This is a genomic window from Actinoplanes lutulentus (assembly GCF_003259845.1).
In the GTDB taxonomy this organism is placed as follows: Bacteria; Actinomycetota; Actinomycetes; order Mycobacteriales; family Micromonosporaceae; genus Actinoplanes; species Actinoplanes lutulentus.
In genome coordinates this window covers 279,911-301,702 of the sequence record NZ_QLMJ01000002.1, presented here as the reverse complement: position 1 = coordinate 301,702, position 21,792 = coordinate 279,911, and the positions used below count along the sequence as shown (strand labels likewise).

Here is a 21,792-nt window from a genome sequence, read left to right as displayed (position 1 = left end):
TCCCCGACACACCGGAGGACCCATCCATGCCCAAACTCAGCCCGACCCGCATCGCGGGCGCGGCCGCCGTCCTGGTCTCGCTCCCGCTCGCTGTCTCTCCCCCGGTGGCCGCCCACGCGGTCGAGCCGGATTACACGATCACCGTGAACCCGGCCGCGACCGGCGCCGCCATTCCGAAGTCCATGTACGGCGTCTTCTTCGAGGACATCAACTACGCGGCCGACGGCGGCCTCTACGCCGAGCTGGTCCGTAACCGCTCGTTCGAGTTCAACAGCACCGACGCCGCCGGCTGGAACGGCCTGACCGGCTGGACGGTGGCCGGCCCGGCCGCCGTGACCAACGACGACCAGCGGCTCAACGAGCGCAACCGCAACTACCTCACGGTCAGCGGCGCGGCCACCCTGACCAACGCCGGCTTCCCGAGCGCCAGCACCAGCACGGCCATCGCGGTGAAGAAGGGCGACAAATACGAGTTCTCGGTGTGGGCGCGAGCCTCGGCGACGCTCGAAGTCTCGCTGCACACCGCTGACGGCAGCGCCCTCAGCAGCCCGCTGACGATCGCCACGAAGACCGACAGCTGGGCGAAGTACACCGGCACGCTCAAGGCGACGGCGACCAGCGACGTCGCCCGCCTGTCGGTGACGACCAGCGGAGCGGTCAAGCTCGACGAGATCTCGCTGTTCCCGAAGGACACCTACAAGGGACGCGCCAACGGCCTGCGCAAGGACCTGGCCGAGAAGGTCGCGGCGCTGGACCCCGGCTTCGTCCGCTTCCCGGGCGGCTGCCTGGTCAACACCGGCAGCATGTACTCGTACGACGCCGCGAACAACTTCCCGCGGGCCCGGGCGTACCAGTGGAAGGACACGATCGGGCCGGTCGAGACGCGGGCCACCAACAAGAACTTCTGGGGTTACAACCAGACCTACGGCCTCGGCTACCACGAGTACTTCCAGTTCTCCGAGGACATCGGCGCCATGCCGCTCCCGGTGGTCCCGGCGCTGGTCACCGGCTGCGGCCAGAACCGGGCCACGGTCGACGAGGCGCTGCTGCAGCGGCACATCCAGGACGCCCTGGACCTGATCGAGTACGCCAACGGCCCGGTCACCAGCACGTGGGGCAAGGCCCGCGCGGCAGCCGGTCACCCGAAGCCGTTCGGCCTCACCACGATCGCGGTCGGCAACGAGGAGAACCTGCCGGACGCGTACTGGGCGAACTTCCTGAAGTTCGAGTCCGCGATCAAGGCGAAGTACCCGTCGATCACCGTGGTCAGCAACTCCGGCCCGGACGACACCGGCACCACGTTCGACAACCTGTGGGCCAAGAACGCGGCGCACGGCTCGGACATGGTCGACGAGCACTACTACAACAGCCCGAGCTGGTTCCTGCAGAACAACGCGCGGTACGACAGCTACGACCGCAACGGCCCGAAGGTCTTCCTCGGCGAGTACGCGTCGCTCGACAACAAGCTGTACAACTCGCTGGCCGAGGCCGCGTACATGACCGGTCTGGAACGCAACGCCGACGTGGTGAAGATGGCGTCGTACGCGCCGCTGCTCGCCCACGTCGACAACGTCCAGTGGAAGCCGGACATGATCTGGTTCGACAACGACGAGTCCTGGGGTTCCACGAGTTACCAGGTGCAGAAGCTGTTCATGAACAACGTCGGTGACCGGGTGGTGCCGACGACGGCCACCGGCAACGTGCTGCAGCCCACGCCGATCACCGGCGCGATCGGGCTCTCCACCTGGCGTACCGCGGCGACCTACGACGACGTCAAGGTCACCCGCCCGGACGGCACGGTGCTCTACAGCGACGACTTCACCGACGGCAACGCGGACGGCTGGACCTCGGTGACGAACCGCGGCAACTGGTCGGTGACCAACGGCGCGTACACGCAGACCACCACCGACACCGAGGACACCATGGTGAAGGCGGCCACGATCGGCGAGTCCGACTACGACTACACGCTGAAGGCCACCAAGACGGCCGGCGCCGAGGGCTTCCTGGTCGCGTTCGGCATCCAGGAGACCGGCCAGTTCTACTGGTGGAACCTGGGCGGCTGGAACAACACCCAGGGTGCCGTCGAGAAGGGCGTCACCAGCGCGAAGGAGCAGATACTCACCAAGCCGAACACGGTGACGACGGGCCAGACCTACGACCTCAAGATCCAGGTACGCGGAACCAAGGTCACGCTGTTCCTCGACGGCGCCGAATGGGCCGGTTTCGACGACAACAAGGTCACCGAGCCGTTCGCGCAGGTCGTCACGGAGGACACCAGGTCCGGCGAGCTGATCGTGAAGGTGGTCAACGCGCAGGACACCCCGGCGATCACCAAGGTCGACCTGGCCGGGCGCAAGGTCGCGAGGACCGCGCGGATGACCGTGATCAGCGGTGACCCGGGCGAGCTGAACACCCGTTCCGCCGAGCCGATCCTGCCCGAGACCAGCACGGTCCACGGCATCGGATCGACGTTCACGCGTGAGTTCGCGCCGAACTCGGTCACCTTCCTCCGGATCAAGACTCGATAAGGGGCCTCGACATGACGAGCAGATTCAGTCGCCGTACCCTCGTGCGGGGTTCTCTCGGGGTGACCACCGCCGGAGCTCTCGCCGCTCTCGGCGCCGTGGGTGCCGAAGGCGCCCCGCGCCCGGGAACGCTGCCCACCGATGCTGAGATCTACGGTGTGACCACCAAAGACCCGCTGATCAGCCAGCGTGCCGACCCCTGGATCACCCAGCCGGTCGGCGGCACGTACTACTTCACCGGCTCGGTCCCGGAGTACGACCGCCTGGTCGTCCGGGGTGCGAGCACTATCGAAGGCCTGTCGACCGCCGAGGAGTCGGTGATCTGGCGGCGTCCGGCCAGCGGAAAGATGGGCGGGCACATCTGGGCGCCGGAGCTGCACCGGATCGGCGGCAAGTGGTACATCTACTTCGCCGCCGGTGACGCCGGCGAGGTCTTCCGGATCCGGACCTACGTGATGGAGTCGGCGCTCGACGACCCGCGTGACCCGGCCGGCTGGACGCTCAAGGGTCAGCTGGCCACCGAGTGGGACGGCTTCACGCTGGACGCCACGAGCTTCCACCACCGGGGCAAGCAGTACCTGGTGTGGGCGCAGAGCGAGCCGGAGATCGCTGTCAACTCCAGCCTCTACATCGCCGCGATGGCGAACCCGTGGACGCTGGGCAGCAAGCCCACCCGGATCGCCACACCCACCCTGAGCTGGGAGATCCTGGGGTACCGGGTGAACGAGGGCCCGGCCGTGATCATCCGCAACGGCAGGGTCTTCCTCACCTTCTCGGCCAGCGCCACCGACGCCCGGTACGCCGTCGGCCTGCTCACCGCCGACGCGAAGGCGGACCTGCTGAAGCGGGAGAGCTGGGTGAAGACCCCGGACCCGGTCTTTGTCACCAACGAGAAGACCGAACGGTACGGTCCCGGCCACAACTCGTTCACGGTCGCCGAGGACGGGAAGACCGACGTGCTGGTCTACCACGCCCGCGACTACCGGGACATCACCGGCGACCCGCTGTACGACCCCAACCGGCACACCCGCGTGCAGAAGCTCTACTGGCACGAGGACGGGACGCCGCTGTTCGGCATCCCGGTCGGCGACGGCGGGCCGATCGTCCGGCTCTCCCCGTCCGACGCGCCGCGCTGGTTCGTCCGGCACACCGGCGACGCCGTGAAGACCGAGAAGGCGCCGCGTGACCTGGAGGCGACCCAGTTCCGCTTCGTCAAGGCCGCGGACGGTACCGAGACCATCCAGTCGGTCGACGAGCCCACGAAGTTCGTCACGATCACCGGCACCACCGTCGCGCTGTCCACGACCGGCACCCCGGTCACCCGGGTAGCGGCCCGGGGCGGCGTGTCGATCCGGGTGTCCGCCGGCCTCTACCTGCAGCACACCAGCGGGACCCTCACGGTCTCCGACAAGGCGACGGCCTTCATCCTGAGCTGATCTCGCACCCGAAGATCACGGCCCATCGCCTCGGCGGTGGGCCGTGATCTATGTCGCCCCCTTAAAACAGGACTTTCATAATCCTCTTTTAGTACTGTCGTCTTGTGCGACTGAACCGCTCCACCGACATCAGTCTCCGGATCCTGATGCTGGCCACGGCCCGGGACGACCTGCTCACCATCGACGAGCTGGCCGACTCCCTGGCCGTGCCGCGCAGCCACCTCGCCAAGGTGGTGCAGCGCCTGCAGCACCTCGGCCTGCTCGACACCGTGCGCGGGCGCAACGGCGGCGTCCGCCTCGCCGCCACCGCCGCGGCCACGTCGGTCGGTGGCCTGGTCCGCGACCTCGAAGGCGAAAGCGAGGTGGTGGACTGCGACGGCGAGCAGCCCTGCCCACTGCGCGGCGGCTGCCGGCTACGAGGGGCGCTTCGTGCCGCACAGGAGGCGTTCTACACCGCCCTCGACCCCTTCACGATCAGCGACCTGGCCGCCCCTCCGGTCCGCCAGACGCTGCTCACCCTCGGCCGCTACCGCGGCGATTGAGAGGCAGATCCATGCTGTCCGCATCCAGCACACCGATCATCGAAGCCACGCTGCCCATCGTCGGCGAGCACCTCGAAGCGATCTCCGGCGTCTTCTACGAGACGATGATCGGTGAGAACCCGGAACTGCTGAACCTGTTCAGCCGCAGCGCGCAGGCCACCGGCGAGCAGCGCAGCGCGCTCTCCGGCGCGGTCGCCGCGTACGCCGCCCACCTGGTCGGCCAGGGCCCGCCGGCCGCCGCGTTCGACCACATCGTCGAGCGGATCGCGCAGCGGCACTGCGCCCTCGGCATCCGGCCCGAGCAGTACACGATGGTCGGCAGATATCTCCTCGGCGCGGTCGGCACGGTGCTGGGTGACGCGGTCACCCCGCAGATCGCGGCCGCCTGGGACGAGGTCTACTGGCTCTTCGCGGCACGGCTGATCGGCCGGGAGGCCCGCCTCTACGCCGAGGCCGGCGTGGACGGCACCAAGCCGTGGCGGGACTACGTCGTCGCCAACAAGATCGCCGAGGCGGAGGACACGTTCTCGTTCGTACTGGTTCCGGCCGACGGATCGCCCGCACCGGACTTCCTGCCCGGGCAATATGTCACCGTAAAAGCTGATCTACCCGGTGACGGACAGCAGCTGCGGCAGTACTCGCTCTCCCAGGCCGCCACCGGTGGCACGCTGCGGATCACCGTGCGGCGGGTCCGTGGCGGTGCCGTCTCCGGGTTCCTGCACGACCACGTCCGGCCCGGCGACACGCTCCGGCTCAGCCAGCCCTACGGCGACCTCACCCTGCGCCCCGGCGACGCACCTCTGCTGCTGGTCAGCGCGGGCGTCGGGATCACCCCGATGGCCGCGATCCTGGAACACGTGTCACGCACCCAGCCGACCCGCGAGGTGGTCACCGCGCACGCCGACCGCAACCCGCAACGCCACGCGCTCCGCACCGACATGAGCTCGCACGGCACACGGCTACAAACCTTCAAGAGCCTTCTTTGGTACGCGGAAACAAACGGCCGCATCGACATCGACCTGCTGCCCGTGCACCCCGAGGCGGACGTCTACCTCTGCGGCCCGGCGCCGTTCATGCAGGTGGTCCGGGCCGGCCTGCACCGCCGGGGTATCCCGGACGAGCGCATCCACTACGAGGTCTTCGGCTCCGAGCAGTGGCGCCCGGCGCCGGAGCCCGCGATCGCGTAACACCCTCAAGTGGGCCGCCGGCGAGACGATGAAGCGGGCGTGCTGAACCTCGCTTCCGCCCCGCCGGCGGCCTCGCTCGTCCGGGACCGTGCTGTCGACGCGACCACGCTCGCCTTCATGCACGTTGACCAGGACGGCCTGATCCAGGACTGGAACCCCGCCGCCGAACGGCTCTTCGGCTGGCGTCGTGACGAGATCCTCGGGCTGTCCCTCGGTGACGTGCTGGTGCCGCCGGCGCTGCGGTCGGCGCACAACGCCGGCTTCGCCCGGCGGCTGGTGACCGGCGGCGACGAGGAACGGATCGCGGGACACAAGGTCGAGATGCCGGCGGTGCACCGGGACGGCCGCGAACTGCGGATCTCCCTGATCATCGACGCCATCGGGCAGGACGGCTTCGGCGCGTTCATCTCCGACCAGACCGACTGGCACACCGCCCAGCAGGAGCTGCAGCGCAGCAACACCCTGATCAACGCGATCCTCCAGCACACCAGCGCGATGATCTGCGCGAAGGACCTGGAGGGCCGCTACCTGTTCGTCAACGGCGAGTACGAGCGGATCCTCGGCGTGAACGCCGCCGACGTGGTCGGCCGGCTGGAGAGCGAGATGGTCTCGCCCGCCGTGGCCGCGGTCGGCCGGGCCCACGACGCCGACGTCATCGAGAGCGGCGAGGCCCGGACCGTCCTGGAGGAGGTCCCGTTCGCCGAGGAGATCCGTCAGTACGTGGTGACCCGGGTCCCGCTCACCGACCCGGACGGCTCCGTCTACGGCGTCTGCACCATAGCGATCGACGACACCACCCGCCGCCGCACCGACGCCGCCCTGGCCGCCGGCGAGCGCCGCTTCGCCACCACTGTCAACAACGCTCCCGGGATGCTCTACCAGTTCCGGGCGGCGCCGGACGGCGCCGCGTGGTTCACCTTCGTCTCCGAGGGCTGCCGGGAGATCTTCGGCCTCGAGCCCGTCGAGATCCTGGGCGCGAGCGGACGGCTCTACGAGATCATCGCCCCGGAGGACCGGGCGTCCTTCTTCACCTCGATGTCGGTCTCCGCGGAGACCCTGCAGCCGTGGTCCTGGCAGGGCGGCATCGACTGCTCGGACGGCACCCGCCGCTACATCTACGGCGTGTCCCGCCCGCGCCGCGAGGCCGACGGCAGCACCGTGTGGGACGGCATGATGCTGGACCGCACCCGGGAACGGAACACCGAGCAGGACCTGGTCGAGGTACGCCGCGAGGTCGCCGACCTGACCGACCGGCTGACCGCTCTGTCCAGCAAGACCGGCGATCCCGCATGACCACCCCGATCAGGCACCGGGCCAGTAAACTCGGCCAGCTCGGCGTACCCATCGACCTGGTTCCGGCGAGCACCTCCCTGGAACTTCCCGCCGACACCGACATCGAGCTGGCCGCCGAGGCCGCCCTGGCCCGCCCGGGCGAGGAGCGCGAAGAACCCGTGCTGATCACCTGGCCGGACGGCCGCTTCGGCGTGGCCTCGATGATCGACATACTGGCCGCCATTGCCGGCCGGTTCGTCCGGGCGTCGCGGATCGACCCGCTCACCGAGCTGCCGAACCGGGCCATGGCGCAGGCCGAGGGCCAGCGCCTGCTGGACGCCGGCGGACTCGCCGCGATGATCCATCTCGGACTGGACCGGTTCCAGGACGCCAACGACGTGCTCGGCCACCAGGGCGCGGACACCCTGCTGCTCCGGGTCGGCAACGCGCTGAGCGACGCGTGCGGTCCGGGGAACATCGCGGCGCGACTCGACGGCGACCAGTTCCTGGTGCTGCTCGCCGAGCTGCCGCCCGGGCAGACCCCGCAGAACGCCGCCCGCCGCCTGCTCAGCGACATCCGCGGACCACACACGGTCGACGGGCTGCCGATCGGCGTCGAGGCGAGCATCGGCATCAGCCACATCGACCGGGGCGACGGCGACATCGACGTCCTGATGCGCCGGGCCGCGGCCGCGATGCGCCGGGCCAAGCGCGAGCGCACCGGCGTGGTCGAGTGGACGCCCGGTCTCGACTCCGACCGGCGGGTCGACCTGCGGCAGCTCACCGAGCTGCGGGCCGGGCTGCGATCCGGTCACCTGCGGCTGCACTACCAGCCGCTCTACGACGCGCGCAGCCGCCGCCTGCACGGCGTGGAGGCCCTGGTCCGCTGGCAGCACCCGCAGCGTGGCCTGCTGCTTCCGGGCGTCTTCCTGCCCGACGCGGAACGCTCCGACGTCATCCTGGACCTGACCGACTGGGTCCTCGCCGAGGCCGTCCACCAGGCCGCGGTCTGGCACCGGGCCGGCCAGGACGTGCCGGTGTCGATCAACCTGCCGGCCGCGTACCTGGCACAGGATCGGGCCGTGCCGACCATCCTGGCCCTGGTACGCATGGAACGGCTGCCGGCCCACCTGCTCACCATGGAGATCACCGAGACGACCGTGCTGGCCAACCCGGACCAGGTCGCCGAGCAGCTCACCGCGTTGCGGGCCACCGGGATGCGGGTGTCCATCGACGACTTCGGCACCGGGTACACCTCGCTCGGGCTGCTGCCGCGCCTGCCGATCGACGAACTCAAGATCGACCAGTCGTTCGTCCTGCGGATGCGCGACTCACCCGCCCACGCCACGATCATCGACTCGGTGATCGCGATCGCCCGGTCCCTCGACCTGACGGTCGTGGCCGAGGGTGTCGAGGACGAACCGACCGCCGCCGGCCTCGCCGACGTCGGCGTCGATCTACTCCAGGGTTACCACCTGCGCCGGCCGCGACCGCCCGGCGACGTGCTCACCTGAAGTCCGCCGGGTCCAGGCGCGCCGCCCGGCGGCGGTACTCCTGGGCCTTGCCCGGCCAGTTCGTGACCACCCGTCCGGTCGCGGTCCGGTACCAGCTCTGGCAACCGGTCCACACGCTGCCGGCCAGCCGGGTCTGCATCTCCTGGTCATAATCGGTCGCGCGCTCCGTGCGTACCTCAAAGGGCCGGTCGCCTAGAGCGACCCGCCGCACCGCTTGCGCGATGTATCGCGCCTGGGTTTCGTGGAAGTAGATCACCGACGTGTTGCCGGTGTTCGTATTCGGACCGTAGACCAGGAAGAGGTTGGGGAATCCGGGCACGGTGATGCCCAGGTAGGCGTGCGCGCCCTCGCGCCAGACCTCGGAGAGCAGCACGCCGTCGCGCCCGGTGACCCGGATGGGCACCAGGAACTCGGTCGCCGCGAACCCGGTCCCGTAGACCAGCACGTCGCACGGATGATCCGCGCCGTCCGCCGTCCGGATGCCGTTTTCGGTCACGGCAACAATCTTCTCGGTGATCAGGTCGACGTCCGGCCGGGCCAGCGCGGGCAGCCACGCGTTCGTGAACAGCACCCGCTTGCAGCCCATCGGCTCGTCCGGCGTGACCTTCGCGCGCAGCTCCGGATCACGCACCTGAACCCGACGCTGCAGATGCGAGATCCCGCGGACCAGCGCGTCCGCGACCCGGTTCCCGGTCACCGCGGCGCCGGTCACGAGGGTGAGCAGCCAGGTGCCGGCGCGCGAGGCGCGCATCAGCGAAGGCCATTTCCGGTACGCCGAAAGCCGTGCCCGTCCATACCGCCGATCCGGTTTCGGCAGGGTCCACGGCGGGGTCCGCTGGAAGACGCTGACGTGCGCGGCGTCGCCGGCGATCGCCGGGACCAGCTGGATCGCGCTCGCACCGGTGCCGATCACCGCGATCCGCTTGCCGCTGATCGGCACGTCCGGCGTCCAGTGCGCGGTGTGCACCGCGGTTCCCTGGAAGGTCTCGGCACCCGGCAGCGACGGTATCGCCGGGCGGGAGAGCTGGCCGACCGCGGGGATCAGGACGTCGGCCTCAAGGGTCTCGCCGCCGTTCATGGTGATCACCCAGTGGGCGCCGGTCCAGGTGGCATCGGTGACCTCGGTGCCGAATCTGATCCGCTCGGTGATGCCGAGTCGTGCCGCGCAGTCCTCGATGTAGGCCTGGATCTCCCGGTGCGGCGGGAAGCGGCGGGTCCAGTTCGGATTCATCGCGAACGAGTACGAGTAGAGGGGCGCCGGGATGTCGCAGGCGCAGCCGGGGTAGGTGTTGTCGCGCCAGACCCCGCCGACGCGGTCCGCCTTCTCCAGGACGACGAGGTCGATGTCGTCGTCCCGGACGATCGCCGCTGCCGCCGCGATGCCGCCGAAGCCGGCTCCGATGATCACAACCCGGGTCATGAGCGTCCATCCCGGATCTCGCTGGTCGTGCGGCTCTCACGCGTCGTGATCGGGATCAGTCGCAGCGCCGCGGGCGCGTGTTCCGGGACCGCTGGTTTGAGCGGCTTGACCGGATTTATCGCTATATAAGCCGCGCCGATTGCCGGCCGCGGATCCTCCTCGCCCGCGTTCGGCCACAACGCGACCGCCCGCTCCGCCAGCGCCGTGATCGTCAGCGACGGGTTCACCCCGAGGTTCGCCGCGACCACCGACCCGTCGATCACGTGCAGCCCGTCATGCCCGAACAACCGCTGATAGGGATCCACCACACCACCATCGGGATCCGCACCGATCGCGCAGCCGCCGATGAAGTGCCCGGTCACCGGCCGCCCCACCAGCTCGGTCATCGCGCCGGTCGGCACGCCGTCGATCTTCTCGGCCACCCGTCGTGCCACGTCGTGCGCCGACGGGACCCAGACCGGGTTGGGCGTACCGATCCCGGGCTTGCTGGTGAGTCGCCCACGCTTCGTGTACGTCGTGATCGAGTTGTCCAGCGGCTGCATCGCCAGCAGCACGATCGTCTCCCGCGACCAGTTCTTCGGCGAGACGTAGAGCCGCAGGTCCCGCCCGGCTTTCGCGATCTGCTTCGCGGCGGCCCACCAGCGCGGCGTGCGCCCGGTGTCGTCGACCAGCACGGTGGCGAGCAGCGCGAGAAGATTGCTGCCGGGACCGTACCGAACCGGCTCCACATGCGTGACCGGGTCCGGATGGATCGACGACGTGATCGCGACGCCGTGGCTGAAGTCGCTGTCCTTCCGCCGGGTCCGCGCACCGAGAATCGACTCCGAGTTGGTCCGGCTCAGCTCACCGAGGCGCGCCGAGATCCGGGGCAGCAGCCCGTCGTCACGCATCCGGTGCAGCAGCCGCTGCGTGCCGAGCGCGCCACCGGCGAAGACCACCTGCTTGGCGGTGAACGTCCTCTTCTTCAGGCCGCCGGTCCGCCGGGTCTCCACGACATAACCGCCGCTCTCCCCCGGCCTGACCGACCGCACGGTCGTCAGCTCGTGCACCACCGCGCCCGCCTGCTCCGCGAGGTACAGATAGTTCTTGACCAGGCTGTTCTTGGCGTTCGTACGGCATCCCGTCATGCACGAGCCGCAGAGCGTACATGCCCTGCGAGCGGGGCCGGCCCCGCCGAAGAACGGGTCCGCGACCTCCTCACCCAAGGTCTCGCCGAAGAGCACACCCACCGGGGTACGCCGGAACGTGGCACCCACTCCAAGATCCTCAGCGACGGCCCGGAGCGCGTCGTCGGAAGCCGTGCCGACCGGGTTGACCGTCACCCCGAGCATCCGTTTGGCCTGCTCGTAATAGGGGGCCAGCTCGGCCTTCCAATCGGTGATGCCGGACCACTGCCGATCACCGTAGAAGGTGTCCGGCGGCTCGTAGAGCGTGCACGCGTACCCCAGCGATCCACCACCCACGCCGGCCCCCGACATGATCATCACGTCTTTGAGCAGGGTGAGGCGCAGAATCCCGTAGCACCCCAGCGCCGGGGCATAGATGTAATCGCGCAGCCGCCAGGAAGTCTTGGCGAACTGCTCGTCAGCGAACCTGCGGCCCGCCTCCAGCACGCCGACGCGGTAGCCCTTCTCGGTGAGACGCAACGCGGTCACGCTGCCACCGAACCCGGAGCCGATCACGAGGACGTCGTACTCGTCCGACATCGCCGTACCATCACACCGCTATTGGCAACATGTCAACAACACGTTTCCGGTCTTGCCCCAAAGGGCAATCCGTACCCCGCGGCCTCCCCCATTGGATCACCGATACCGCAGGCTGGCACCATGCCAACGTTGTCCCACCACCGCCAAGGCGCCGGCCCGCCCCTGGTCCTGATCCACGGCATAGGCAGCCACTGGCAGGTCTGGTCACCGATCCTGGACGCCCTGTCCGCGAAGCGAGACGTGATAGCCCTGGACCTGCCGGGCTTCGGCGCCGACCCGGGCGGCCCCGCCGTGACGAGTGGCGGCCGGCGCGGTTCGGTGGGGTGGTTCGCCGATCAGGTGGCCGCCTTCCTGGAGGAACTCGGCATCCGCACCCCCGAGGTGGCCGGCAGTTCCCTGGGCGGAGGCATCGCCCTGGAGCTGGGCCGGCGCGGCCAGGCCGGCGCCGTGACAGCCTTCTCCCCGGTGGGTTTCTGGTCCACCCCCGGCCGCCTCTGGTGCCAGACCGTGGTGACCGCGGCCCGCGCCGGCGCGACCAGTCTGGCCCCGGCCCTGCCCCGGATCATGAACTCGACAGCGGGCCGCTCGGCTTTCTGCGCACCGTTCTACGCCCGCCCGAGCCACCTGCCGGCCACCGACGCCCTCGCGGCGGCCCAGGCCCTGGCCGGAGCCCCCGGTTTTGCCGAAGCCCGCAACGCCTTCACCCGCCTGATCCCGTGGTCAGCCGGCAACCTGGGAGCCCTGCCCGACATCCCGGTGACCATCGCCTGGGGCACCAGAGACGCGATACTCCCCTACCGCCCTCAGTCGCGCCGGGCGAGAGCGATCCTCCCGGGCGCCCGCCACATCCCCCTGAAGGGCTGCGGCCACCTACCCTTCGCCGACGACCCCACCACCTGCGCGGCCCTACTGCTACCCCACTGACCTGCTGACCCGCTGGCACGCGCCCCGGGGCGGCACGGTGCAGGTCAGGACTTGGAGAGCCAGGTCAGCAGCATGGTCAGGAGGAACAGCGCTCCCGCCGCCAGCGTCACCACCGCAACCAGCGTGCTCACCTCGGACTCCGAGCGCTCCGGCCGCGCACCCGGCGCCGTCCAGCCCTCGACCGCCGACCACACCCTGGAGCCGGCGACGCGCACGCGACGCTTCCAGACATCAGCCGGCGCAGGGCGGGCTGGGGTCACCGGCACTCCACTTCGGACATAAGTTGTTACCTCCACGCACCGCCTCACACGAGGAGGTCAACGACCCATGTGCGGATCGGTGATGCGGCGCGCCGCCCACCGCTGGGACACTTCCTCGCGGGGATACGGAATCGGACCGGGATGGGGATCGCATGGCAGACGTACGGGAGGCCGCGAAGCTGCTCGAGAAGGCCCAGCGGGTGGTGGTCTTCACCGGCGCGGGCATCTCGGCGGAGAGTGGCGTGCCCACTTTCCGGGACGCGCTCACCGGTTTGTGGGAACGCTTCGACGCGCAGTCGCTCGCCACACCGCAGGCGTTCCAGGACGACCCGGACCTGGTCTGGGGCTGGTACGAGTGGCGCCGCCACCGGGTCAGCACCGTCCACCCCAACCCGGGTCACCTGGCCGTCGCCGCGATGAAGAACGCCGTCGTCATCACTCAGAACGTCGACGACCTGCACGAACGCGCCGGTTCAGCGGACACCGTCCATTTGCACGGAAGCCTGTTCATGCCCCGCTGCTCCCAGTGCGGCGAAGCCGCCGCTTTGCCGAGCACCACGGGAGAACCGGACGAGGGGCGCCGAGTGTGGCCGCCTTCGTGCGTACGCTGTGCGGGGTTGATTCGTCCCGGTGTGGTGTGGTTCGGGGAGGCGCTGCCGGAGGCGGCGCTGGAAGCCGCCGCCCGCGCAGCCTCCGATTGTGATGTCCTGCTGACCGTGGGCACGTCGGGGATGGTCTATCCAGCGGCGGAGATACCACGGTTGGCGGCCCGGTCCGGTGCCGCCGTCATCCAGGTGAACCCGCAGCCCACGCCACTGGATTCAGTGGCGCTTGTCAATTTGAGAGGCAGCGCCGCCCAGGTCCTGCCCGATCTGGCGGCTAGGGCCTGGCCCGATCAGGCAGCGGAAGGTCCCGCAGCGGAGCCTTCTTGACCTTGTTCGACCCGGTGCGCGGCAGCTCGCCGACGACGTCCACATAGACAGGAATCTTGTACTTCGCGAGCCGCCCGCTCAGGAACTCCGGCACATCCCGAGGTTCAAGATCAAAACCCTGCCTGGGTACGACGAAAGCCCGCCCCACCTCACCCCACTTCTCGTCCGCGACGCCGATCACGGCCGCCTCGGAGACCGCGGGGTGCTCGAAGATCGCGGCTTCGACCTCGGCCGGATAGACGTTCTCGCCGCCCGAGATGTACATGTCCTTGGTCCGGTCGACGATCCGGAAATGCCCGCCGGCGTCGACGACAGCGAGGTCCCCTGACCGAAACCAACCACCGTCGGAGAAAGCCGCCGCGGTGGCCTGCGGATCGTTCCAGTAACCGGGAGTGACGTTCGGCCCGCGAACGAGCACCTCACCGGGGCCGGAACCGGAACCGGAACCAGGATCGGCGTCAGCCAGGTCGGACGAAACCCGTACATCGGCGAAGAACACCGGCAGACCGGCCGAACCCACATGCTCCCGGCTTTCCCGGGCCTCCAGGAACGTGGCGCCCGGAGCTGTCTCCGTCATCCCGTACCCCTGACAGAAGGCCAGGCCACGCGCTTGATAGACCCGGATCAGCGCCTCCGGAACGGAGGCTCCGCCCGTCATCAGGCTGCGCACCGAGGAGAGATCGGCCGTCGCCCAGCGGGGTGACTGGCTGAGGCCCGCGTACATCGTGGAGACGCCGAACATCCAGGTCACCCGGTGTTCGGCGATGGCGTCGAAGCACCCGTCGACATCCCAGCCCGGCATGATCACCGACGTGCCGCCCTTGAGGAACGTCGGCAGCAGGCACTGGTTGAGCGCGGCCACGTGGAAGAGCGGCGCGCTGACCAGGGTGACCTCGTCGGAGGCGACGTCGACGCCGACCAGCAGGTTGTAGCAGTTCCAGATGATGTTGCCGTGGGTGAGGATCGCGCCTTTGGGATGGCCGGTGGTGCCGGACGTGTAGAGGATGCATGCCGTGTCGTCGAGGCTGACCGGGACGTCGATGGGTTCTGGAGACCCCGTGGCGATAAATACCTCATACGCCGATAAATCAACTTTAATACTCGCCGCCGCTGAAGCCGGCTGCGCCTGGATCAGCGCCACCGCCCCGGAATGCCGCATCTGATACGCCACCTCCGGCCCGGTGAGCCGGAAATTGAGCGGCACGAAAACCCCGCCGAGCATCCACGTCGCGAACATCGTCTCGACGAACGCCGGATGGTTCGGCCCGAGATAGGCGACCCGATCACCCTGGCGCACCCCGGCCGTACGCAGGGCCGACGCCAGCCGCAGCACCCGCTCGTGCAGCTCGGTGAACGAGACCCGGCGACCCTCGAAGATCAGGGCGGTGCGGCCGGGCGACATGGCCGCCCGGCGCGCCGTCCACGAACCGAGTCCGTGATTGTCCATCACGCGTAGTGCCGGTAGACCGGCCGCGCAACACACGCCGGCTTCGGCGAGCCGTCCACCTCGACGGTGAAGTCGAACGTGCTCTGCACACCGTTGCCGGCGACGTCCTCGACGCTGACGACCTTGGCGTTCAGCCGGATCTTGGCGCCGACCTTGACCGGGCTCGGGAAGCGGACCTTCTCCAGGCCGTAGTTGACGCCCATCGTGATCCCCTCGACTGACAGCAGCGAGCTGAACAGCGGGATGACCAGGGAGAGCGTCAGATATCCGTGGGCGATCGGGCCGCCGAACGGTCCGGTCTTGGCGCGCTCGACGTCGACGTGGATCCACTGGTGGTCGCCGGTGGCGTCGGCGAACGTGTTCACCCGCTCCTGGGTGATCTCCAGCCATTCACTGCTGCCGAGGTCCTTGCCGACGAGCGACTTGAGTCCGTCGAGGCCGTTCACGGTGGTGGTCATTTCGGGTCCTCCAGGTTGAGCAGGCGGGCGGCGTTGTTCTTCAAGATCTTCGGGCGTACGGAATCCTTGATCTCAAGCTTCTCGAAATCGGCGAGCCAGCGGTCCGGGGTGATCACCGGGTAGTCCGAGCCGAACAGCACCTTGTCCTGGAGCAGGCTGTTCGCGTACCGGACCAGCTGCGGCGGGAAGTACTTCGGCGACCAGCCGGACAGGTCGATGTAGACGTGCTCCTTGTGGGTGGCGACGGCCAGGGCCTCGTCCTGCCACGGGAACGACGGGTGGGCCAGGATGATCCGCAGGTCCGGGAAGTCCACGGCCACGTCGTCGACGAGCATCGGGTTGGAGTACTTCAGCCGGATGCCGCCGCCTCCGCGTACGCCGGCGCCGATCCCGGTCTGACCGGTATGGAACAGCGCGACCGCGCCGAGCTCCTCGATCGCCTCGTACAGCGGGAACGCCATCCGATCATCCGGCGCGAACCCCTGGATGCTCGGATGGAACTTGAAACCGCGAACCCCGTGTTCCTCAACCAGGCGGCGCGCCTCGCGCACACCGGCTTTCCCTTTGTACGGGTCAACGCTGGCGAACGGGATCAGTACATCGGCGTGCGCCGCGCAGTCCTCGGCTATCTCCTCGTTCGAGATCCGCGGGTGACCGGTGGCGTGCTCGGCGTCGACCGTGAACACGACGGCCAGCATGTTCCGCGACCGATAATAATCAGCGGTCTCGGCGATGCTCGGCTGCCGGTGACCGTGCGCCTTGAAGTAGTCCTCGGAGGCGCCCAGCAGAGCGGGGCTCAGCGAGGTGCGCCCATCGCGACCGACCTCGGCGTGCGTGTGCACGTCGATGGCTTTCACAGAGTCAAGATTCACGACGGAACCTTGGGAGCCGGGATGCCGTAGGTCTCCGGGTTCTTTCCGGGTCCGGTGGACCAGCCGTCGGCGATGGCGTCCACGGTCCAGCCGCCGTCCGCGAACGCGACATCCTTCTCCGCCGGGTGCGACCAGAGCGCCAGCCGATCGCCGCCGATACCGATGGCCTGTCCGGTGATGTCCTTGGCAGCGTCCGACGCGAGGAAGACGATCAGCCCGGTGACGTCCTCGACCGTGCCGAGGCCCTCGTCCCGGCGCAGCCAGGCCGGGTACGGCACCCCGGTCCGCTCGGACTCCTCGATGACCGGGGCGAACGCCGGAATGGTCTTGGTCATCTCGGTGGCGGCGACCGGGACCACGGCGTTGACCGTGATGCCGGCCCGCCCGAGCTCAAGCGCCCACGTACGCGCCATCGCGGCGATGCCGGCCTTCGCAGCGGCGTAGTTGGTCTGACCGAAATTGCCCCGCTGGCCCGCCGGTGAGGAGATCAGGATCAGCCGGCCGCCCTCACCCTGCTCGCGCATCCGGATCGCGGCGGCGCGGGCGCAGGTGAACGTGCCGCGCAAGTGCACGTCGATCACCGCGTCGAAGTCCTCGTCGGACATCTTCCAGAGGACCCGGTCGCGCAGGATGCCCGCGTTCGTGACCAGCACGTCGAGGCGTCCGAAGTTGTCCACCGCCGCGGCGACCAGCCGGTCCGCCGTCTCGCTGCCGCCGACCGCGGCGGCCACACCGACCGAGCCGGGGATCTCCGCGACGGCGGCGTCGACGACGGCCTGGTCCACGTCGTTGACCACGACGCTCGCACCCGCGGCGGCCAGCGCTTTCGCGTACGCCAGACCGAGTCCGCGTCCACTACCGGTGACTACGGCAACCCTGCCGGTCAGATCCATACTCTTCAACCTCTCGCATGTGATGGGCGGAACGCCAGCCCTGTGGGGGCCCCGCAGCCGTTCCGAGCCGGCGCCCCACCCACGATCAACAGGAATCCTGTTAATCCTGAGTCTTTATGACGATCAGGTTTCCTGTCAATGGGGTAATCTGCCGGAGCCACGATGAAAGAAGGAGTTCCCGGATGCCGTCCCTGCTCTACCTCGTCAAACAGCTGGAGCTGGCGGTCCGCGCACGCCTCGACGAGCTGGTCCGCTCGGCCGGCATCACCGCGCTGCAGTACACGGCGTTGACCGTTCTCGAACGGCACGACGGTCTCTCCGCGGCGCAACTCGCGCGGGACTCGTTCGTGACCGCCCAGTCCATGGCGGACATGGTCCGCGCCCTGGAGTCACGCGGCCTGATCCGCCGCGAACGCAACGCCGGCAACCGCCGCGAGCTGCTGATCCGCCTGACGCCAGAGGGCCGCGCGCTGCTGGCCGCGGTCGCCGAACCGGTGCACGAACTGGAAAACCGCATGATCAGCAAACTCACCCCCGACGAGGCGGCCGACTTCCGCCAGTCCCTGGTAACAGCCTGGCTGGCCCTGACATAACCGCTTCCGCCCACCCCCCGGCAGCGGCCCGGCCGACACTGACGTGACCGCATCCGCCCACCCACCCTCACACGCACAGGCAGTCGCGGGCACCGCGTAAATCGCCAGCTTGTGCTTGCGGTCGCCGCACAGCCCCAAACACGACCACAAGCACAAGCCGGCCCCGCACCAACCCGGCCCGCACGCGAACCCGGCCCGCCGCGAACCCGAGCCGCACGCAAACCCGGCCCGGACCGGCTGGCGCACACGCACCGCCGGTCCCCTCGGAAACCCGTCAGGCCGGGTCGACCGGCGTGACCGCCGGGAACGCCGCCTCGATGTCCCGGGCGGCCGCCAGCGCGATGTGCTCCCCGTTCTGCCGGGCGATCACCTGCACCCCCGAAGGCCGAGACCCGCCCATCCCGGTGGGGACAGCCACCGCCGGCAACCCCAAAAAGTTGGCCGTGACGAGCAGCCGGTGCGACTTCCACAACTCCGTACACGCTTCCGGCCCGCTCAGGTCGAACCCGATCAACGGCACGGGCTGCGTGATCACCGGCCCGAGCACCACCGGGTACCGAGCGTGGAACGCCCGCCACGCGGCAGCATGAACGAACCGCTCCGCCCACGCACCCTGATAGGCAGCCGACGTGTCCAGCAGCGAGACCTCAGCGATGTTGTCCTGGAAGTACTGCACGGTCCCCTCGGACAGCGGCCCCGGGAACACCCCGGGCGTCAGCAGCATCGGCGCGTTCTCGGTGGACGACAGCTGCCGCCACAGAATCGCGCACCGGTCGACAGCGGGCGGCGCGACCTCCTCGACCTCCCACCCCGCGTCAGCAAGCGCCGAAGCCGCATCCCGCACAGCGAGCGCCACCTGCGGATCAACACCCCACCCGGCCGGATCCACGGTCACCGCCACCCGCCGCACCCCGTCATACGACGAATAGTGCGGGACCGACACCGACAGCGGATCGAAATCATCCGCCCCGTGCATCACCCCGAAAAGCAGATCCAGATCGGCGACCGACCGGGCCAGCGGGCCGTTCACCGCCATGTGCTGAATGGACAGCGGCAACAGTTCCACCGACTTCGACGGCGCCGGGACCCGCCCCGCCGACGGACGCAGAGCGACAATCCCCGCCGCATGGGCGGGCAGCCGCAGCGATCCACCGTAGTCATTGCCGATACCGGCGGCCGCCATTCCGGTGGCCACGGCAACCGCGTCCCCGCCCGACGATCCACCCGGAACCCGGGCCGGATCCCACGGGTTCACGGTCCGCCCGAAGAGATCGTTGTCGGTGTCCCACCGCAGCCCGATGTCCGGCATGTTCCCCCGGCCCACCGGGATCGCCCCGGCCGCCAGCAGCCGATCCACAACGGAGGAGTTGGAGGCAGGCACATTCCCCGCGGCGAACGGCAGTCCGGAAGTGGTCGCCGACCAGGTCAGGTCGATGTTCTCCTTCACCGTGATCGGCACACCGGCGAGCGGCCCCGGCTCCTCTCCCGCCGCGATCCGCTCGTCGAGCGCCGCGGCTGCGGAGCGTGCCTGCGACTCCAGCGTCACGGTGACCGCGTTGACCTTCGGGTTGACCGAGGCGATCCGGTCCAGGTGCGAATCGATCACCTCGGAGGCGGTGAGCCGGCCGTCCCGTACTCGAGAAGCGATCTCCATAGCCGTCAATTTCACTGCGAAACCTCTCCGAGAACGGTCAGGGTGAGTCGGGTGAGCCCCAGATCGAGGCGCTGCTGATTCGGCACTGTCTTGTCCGCGAGCCACCGGTGCTCCCCGGTTCCCGGCGCCGGCACGAACTCCGGAGCGTCACTGGAAGCGATCGTGAGCCGCAGCGCGTGCCCGGCCGCGAGCCGATACCCGAGGTGACCGAGATCCAGCGTCACGGCAAATGCGGAACCCGGGTCGATGATCGTCTGCTGTCCGCGAGCGATCAGCCGAGCCGACCCGTCCGGTGCCACGTCGAGCAGCCGCGCGAACAGATCCATCTCCGGCCCGTCCGACCCGGCGACCGCATCCAGCCGCACCGGCCCTGCAAGATCAACAGGCGACGTCACAACCGAACCGGTGAACACCAGCACATCGGACCGTGCGGCCAGAAGCCGCTCATCCGGCAGCGAAGCGAGAATCGCGAACGCATCCACCACCGGCGACGGCACCGGATCCGCCGCATCATGCGTCCACGCCACCACACCCGAGGAAACCGAAGACCCCAGGCTCCCTCCAGGCGCATCACCCAAGGCCGCATCCGCACCATCCAGGTGCAATTCCCATGGGTACGCCGAAACAGGCGGCCAACTATCGCAGGACCGCAAAGTCGAGTCCCCCGACCCGGCCAGCTGCCACCGAACCCGAGGAATAACGGCCGAGGAACCCCGCAGAAAAACGTCGAAGAACTCGATGGCCGGGTCGAGATACCGCGGCAGGAACGACGGATCGCTGTTGGGAACGCCCGGCGAGAAATGACTGTTGTTCTCGTGATCGATCGCTTCGAGCAGCAGATACTCGTTCCGCGCCCACGCCGGCTTACCCTCGATCTCCCGGTGATCCGACCACTGCCACGGCGCGCAGTTGTCCCACCACCCGATCGTCATGAGCACCGGAACGGCAGGCGCGTCAAAGGGGCTACCGGCCGGGAACCGCCGCAGGCTGACCGGGTACGGAAACCACAGGTCGTACGACGCCGACCGGCTACCGACCGCCGTGAAGAACTCCTCGACCTGCGCCGCTAGGGGCCGCCGCGTCCAGTCGATCTCCCACTCCAGCATGTCCCGATCGTGGAACATCGAGAGCGGGTAGAACCGGTGCACCGACATCTCCACGTCGTGCACCCGCTGGCCGGGCACCGGGATCGGCAGCTCACCGAGCCGGGTGCCGGTCACCCGGGGCACCATCGCCTTGAGCGCCGTGTGCCCGGTCGAGGCGGCCGCCCACTGGGTGTACCCGTAGTACGAGTCACCCCACATCCCGACCTCGCCGTCGGACCAGTCCTGGTTGATCACCCAGTCCAGGGTGTCGTACCCGTCGTAGGCCTCGTTGACGAACAGCAGGGTCTCGCCCTCGGAGCGGAACTTTCCGCGCACGTCCTGCACGACCATCCGGTATCCCCGCGCGGTGAAGTACTCGGCGATCCGCGGCATGTACGTGTACTCGCCGCACTTGTCGTACGGCAACCGGGTGAGGATCGTCGGCCCGGGGCCGGCATCCGGCGACGGCAGGTACACGTCGGTGGCGAGCCGCACCCCGTCCCGCATCCGCACCATGTGCTGGGTGGCGGAGGAGGAGATCGGCCCCGGCCCGGTCCGCTGAACGGAGATGGTCATCAGAGCACCTCGAAGAATCGGATGCAGACCTGACCGTTCTCCCCACGGGCCAGCCCCACGAACACCGAGGAGGCGAGCCACGTGTGCTCAGGAGCGTCGGTACGGAAGACCGGGCTGGTCCGGTAGTAATACTCAGTTTCCGGCAGGTCCTCCCCCGCCTCGACCCGGGCATCCACCTCCGGCGAGGCCCGCCAGAACCCCCGGTTCACGATGTCGATCACCGCACCGTCGTCGGCCTGGAGCAGGTACCGCGCGTCCAGCTCGGTGACCGATCCCCGGGTCGTGGACCAGTCGCCACCACCGGCCAGCACCGTGCCGGACAGCCGCGGACCGGAGACCGTCCCACCGGTGATCGGCGTGAACATCAGCACCTCGTCCGGGCCGCGCCCGACGTGTACCGAAGGGGCGACGTCGACCCGGGCCTCGAAGGCGAACACCAACCGGGGATCAGGCAGCTCGAACATCACGGTCCTCGTTTTCTTTTCTGAAATGACAA

Annotated in this window: 19 protein-coding genes; 9 read left to right on the top strand and 10 right to left on the bottom strand. The window is 69.0% G+C overall.

The features are described 5' to 3' along the window. Nucleotides 1–26 precede the first annotated feature (26 nt). The 6 genes from B0I29_RS04825 to B0I29_RS04800 all read left to right on the top strand — a co-directional run bounded on the left by B0I29_RS04825 (nt 27) and on the right by B0I29_RS04800 (nt 8,476). Nucleotides 27–2,528 (top strand): alpha-L-arabinofuranosidase C-terminal domain-containing protein, encoded by a 2,502-nt coding sequence (locus tag B0I29_RS04825; protein ID WP_111647616.1) that lies wholly within the window; start codon nt 27–29, stop codon nt 2,526–2,528. An 11-nt stretch (nt 2,529–2,539) separates the two neighbouring features. Beyond that, a complete protein-coding gene (locus B0I29_RS04820) occupies nt 2,540–3,961 on the top strand; it encodes a glycoside hydrolase family 43 protein (protein WP_111647615.1) in 1,422 nt (473 codons plus the stop codon). 104 nt (nt 3,962–4,065) lie between these two features. Continuing rightward, nucleotides 4,066–4,503 carry an RrF2 family transcriptional regulator gene (locus B0I29_RS04815; RefSeq protein ID WP_111647614.1) on the top strand — a complete coding sequence of 146 codons (438 nt, stop codon included), beginning with the start codon at nt 4,066–4,068 and terminating at the stop codon, nt 4,501–4,503. Between the two features lie 11 nt (nt 4,504–4,514). Next, nucleotides 4,515–5,690 (top strand): globin domain-containing protein, encoded by a 1,176-nt coding sequence (locus B0I29_RS04810; protein WP_111647613.1) that lies wholly within the window; start codon nt 4,515–4,517, stop codon nt 5,688–5,690. 39 nt (nt 5,691–5,729) lie between these two features. Then, the gene (locus B0I29_RS04805) at nt 5,730–6,983 is read left to right on the top strand and encodes a PAS domain-containing protein (RefSeq protein WP_111647612.1); all 1,254 of its coding nucleotides are present in this window, start codon (nt 5,730–5,732) and stop codon (nt 6,981–6,983) included. After that, on the top strand, nt 6,980–8,476 hold the full coding sequence (locus B0I29_RS04800) for a putative bifunctional diguanylate cyclase/phosphodiesterase (RefSeq protein WP_111647611.1): 1,497 nt from the start codon (nt 6,980–6,982) through the stop codon (nt 8,474–8,476). The genes B0I29_RS04805 and B0I29_RS04800 overlap by 4 nt, the downstream gene beginning before the upstream one ends. Here B0I29_RS04800 and B0I29_RS04795 read toward each other — a convergent pair. Both B0I29_RS04795 and B0I29_RS04790 read right to left on the bottom strand, forming a co-directional pair. Next, a complete protein-coding gene (locus B0I29_RS04795) occupies nt 8,469–9,896 on the bottom strand; it encodes a flavin-containing monooxygenase (RefSeq protein WP_111647610.1) in 1,428 nt (475 codons plus the stop codon). The genes B0I29_RS04800 and B0I29_RS04795 overlap by 8 nt on opposite strands. Further along, nucleotides 9,893–11,602: an FAD-dependent oxidoreductase gene (locus B0I29_RS04790; protein ID WP_111647609.1), complete on the bottom strand. Its 1,710-nt coding sequence runs from the start codon at nt 11,600–11,602 to the stop codon at nt 9,893–9,895. Before B0I29_RS04790 ends, B0I29_RS04795 begins: the two co-directional genes overlap by 4 nt. A gap of 120 nt (nt 11,603–11,722) precedes the next feature. On the opposite strand from B0I29_RS04790, the gene B0I29_RS04785 reads away from it, so the two are divergent. Then, the gene (locus B0I29_RS04785) at nt 11,723–12,526 is read left to right on the top strand and encodes an alpha/beta fold hydrolase (RefSeq protein WP_111647608.1); all 804 of its coding nucleotides are present in this window, start codon (nt 11,723–11,725) and stop codon (nt 12,524–12,526) included. 44 nt (nt 12,527–12,570) lie between these two features. On the opposite strand, the gene B0I29_RS45600 is transcribed toward B0I29_RS04785, so the two are convergent. Further along, on the bottom strand, nt 12,571–12,741 hold the full coding sequence (locus B0I29_RS45600; protein WP_181557693.1) for a hypothetical protein: 171 nt from the start codon (nt 12,739–12,741) through the stop codon (nt 12,571–12,573). A gap of 197 nt (nt 12,742–12,938) precedes the next feature. Here B0I29_RS45600 and B0I29_RS04780 point away from each other — a divergent pair, with 197 nt between their 5' ends. Further along, nucleotides 12,939–13,718, top strand: coding sequence for an SIR2 family NAD-dependent protein deacylase (locus tag B0I29_RS04780; RefSeq protein WP_111647607.1), 780 nt, complete (start codon nt 12,939–12,941; stop codon nt 13,716–13,718). Here the strand turns inward: B0I29_RS04780 and B0I29_RS04775 are convergent. The 4 genes from B0I29_RS04775 to B0I29_RS04760 are packed head-to-tail and all read right to left on the bottom strand — an operon-like array spanning nt 13,666 to nt 17,388. Further along, nucleotides 13,666–15,165: an acyl-CoA synthetase gene (locus tag B0I29_RS04775; RefSeq protein ID WP_111647606.1), complete on the bottom strand. Its 1,500-nt coding sequence runs from the start codon at nt 15,163–15,165 to the stop codon at nt 13,666–13,668. The two genes, B0I29_RS04780 and B0I29_RS04775, sit on opposite strands and share 53 nt — an antisense overlap. Then, nucleotides 15,165–15,623, bottom strand: coding sequence for a MaoC family dehydratase (locus tag B0I29_RS04770; RefSeq protein ID WP_111647605.1), 459 nt, complete (start codon nt 15,621–15,623; stop codon nt 15,165–15,167). The genes B0I29_RS04775 and B0I29_RS04770 overlap by 1 nt, the downstream gene beginning before the upstream one ends. Next, nucleotides 15,620–16,495 (bottom strand): amidohydrolase family protein, encoded by an 876-nt coding sequence (locus tag B0I29_RS04765; protein ID WP_111647604.1) that lies wholly within the window; start codon nt 16,493–16,495, stop codon nt 15,620–15,622. Before B0I29_RS04765 ends, B0I29_RS04770 begins: the two co-directional genes overlap by 4 nt. After that, nucleotides 16,492–17,388, bottom strand: coding sequence for an SDR family oxidoreductase (locus tag B0I29_RS04760; protein ID WP_181557692.1), 897 nt, complete (start codon nt 17,386–17,388; stop codon nt 16,492–16,494). The genes B0I29_RS04765 and B0I29_RS04760 overlap by 4 nt, the downstream gene beginning before the upstream one ends. A gap of 182 nt (nt 17,389–17,570) precedes the next feature. Here B0I29_RS04760 and B0I29_RS04755 point away from each other — a divergent pair, with 182 nt between their 5' ends. Continuing rightward, nucleotides 17,571–17,981: a MarR family winged helix-turn-helix transcriptional regulator gene (locus B0I29_RS04755; RefSeq protein ID WP_111647602.1), complete on the top strand. Its 411-nt coding sequence runs from the start codon at nt 17,571–17,573 to the stop codon at nt 17,979–17,981. Nucleotides 17,982–18,255: 274 nt separating this feature from the next. Here B0I29_RS04755 and B0I29_RS04750 read toward each other — a convergent pair whose 3' ends face one another. From B0I29_RS04750 to B0I29_RS04740, 3 genes are read right to left on the bottom strand one after another with little or no spacing between them, the layout of a single operon-like run. Beyond that, the gene (locus B0I29_RS04750; protein ID WP_111647601.1) at nt 18,256–19,635 is read right to left on the bottom strand and encodes an amidase; all 1,380 of its coding nucleotides are present in this window, start codon (nt 19,633–19,635) and stop codon (nt 18,256–18,258) included. An 11-nt stretch (nt 19,636–19,646) separates the two neighbouring features. After that, on the bottom strand, nt 19,647–21,296 hold the full coding sequence (locus B0I29_RS04745; RefSeq protein WP_111647600.1) for a CocE/NonD family hydrolase: 1,650 nt from the start codon (nt 21,294–21,296) through the stop codon (nt 19,647–19,649). Beyond that, entirely contained in the window at nt 21,296–21,760 is a 465-nt protein-coding gene (locus B0I29_RS04740; protein WP_111647599.1) for a DUF3237 domain-containing protein, read from the bottom strand. The genes B0I29_RS04745 and B0I29_RS04740 overlap by 1 nt, the downstream gene beginning before the upstream one ends. Nucleotides 21,761–21,792: the final 32 nt, after the last annotated feature.

Bases quoted from the DNA above. Each gene is read 5' to 3' on its own strand.
- B0I29_RS04825 (WP_111647616.1), top strand. From the start codon at position 27: ATGCCCAAACTCAGCCCGACCCGCATCGCGGGCGCGGCCGCCGTCCTG.
- B0I29_RS04820 (WP_111647615.1), top strand. From the start codon at position 2,540: ATGACGAGCAGATTCAGTCGCCGTACCCTCGTGCGGGGTTCTCTCGGG.
- B0I29_RS04810 (WP_111647613.1), top strand. From the start codon at position 4,515: ATGCTGTCCGCATCCAGCACACCGATCATCGAAGCCACGCTGCCCATC.
- B0I29_RS04800 (WP_111647611.1), top strand. From the start codon at position 6,980: ATGACCACCCCGATCAGGCACCGGGCCAGTAAACTCGGCCAGCTCGGC.
- B0I29_RS04795 (WP_111647610.1), bottom strand. From the start codon at position 9,896: ATGACCCGGGTTGTGATCATCGGAGCCGGCTTCGGCGGCATCGCGGCG.
- B0I29_RS04790 (WP_111647609.1), bottom strand. From the start codon at position 11,602: ATGTCGGACGAGTACGACGTCCTCGTGATCGGCTCCGGGTTCGGTGGC.
- B0I29_RS04785 (WP_111647608.1), top strand. From the start codon at position 11,723: ATGCCAACGTTGTCCCACCACCGCCAAGGCGCCGGCCCGCCCCTGGTC.
- B0I29_RS04780 (WP_111647607.1), top strand. From the start codon at position 12,939: ATGGCAGACGTACGGGAGGCCGCGAAGCTGCTCGAGAAGGCCCAGCGG.
- B0I29_RS04775 (WP_111647606.1), bottom strand. From the start codon at position 15,165: ATGGACAATCACGGACTCGGTTCGTGGACGGCGCGCCGGGCGGCCATG.
- B0I29_RS04770 (WP_111647605.1), bottom strand. From the start codon at position 15,623: ATGACCACCACCGTGAACGGCCTCGACGGACTCAAGTCGCTCGTCGGC.
- B0I29_RS04760 (WP_181557692.1), bottom strand. From the start codon at position 17,388: ATGGATCTGACCGGCAGGGTTGCCGTAGTCACCGGTAGTGGACGCGGA.
- B0I29_RS04755 (WP_111647602.1), top strand. From the start codon at position 17,571: ATGCCGTCCCTGCTCTACCTCGTCAAACAGCTGGAGCTGGCGGTCCGC.
- B0I29_RS04750 (WP_111647601.1), bottom strand. From the start codon at position 19,635: ATGGAGATCGCTTCTCGAGTACGGGACGGCCGGCTCACCGCCTCCGAG.
- B0I29_RS04745 (WP_111647600.1), bottom strand. From the start codon at position 21,296: ATGACCATCTCCGTTCAGCGGACCGGGCCGGGGCCGATCTCCTCCTCC.
- B0I29_RS04740 (WP_111647599.1), bottom strand. From the start codon at position 21,760: ATGTTCGAGCTGCCTGATCCCCGGTTGGTGTTCGCCTTCGAGGCCCGG.